Annotated in this window: 1 protein-coding gene; it reads right to left on the minus strand. The window is 44.0% G+C overall.

The features are described from left to right. Positions 1–241: beta-ketoacyl synthase N-terminal-like domain-containing protein (locus tag KVT34_RS30975; protein WP_217563369.1), on the minus strand; the 241-nt coding region annotated here is incomplete at both ends.

Genomic DNA, 241 nt, shown 5'->3' on the forward strand with positions numbered 1-241 from the left:
GGACCAATTGAAGGTGTCATGCCGGTAGCGGAAAACCCTTCTATTACCGAATTTTTGTGGGATAAAAAACTTTCATATCCACTTCTTGCCGTACCGATAAATACCCGGGTATTGGTTCCCGAAAGACTTTTAGCTGAATACCCGGCGTCCTCCATAACTTTCCAGGCATAGGACAATAAGAGACGTTGCTGCGGATCCATTAACTCTGCTTCTCTCGGTGAAATTCCAAAAAACAATGGAT

This window comes from Paenibacillus sp. GbtcB18, from assembly GCF_019091125.1.
GTDB classification, from domain to species: Bacteria; Bacillota; Bacilli; order Paenibacillales; family NBRC-103111; genus Paenibacillus_F; species Paenibacillus_F chitinolyticus.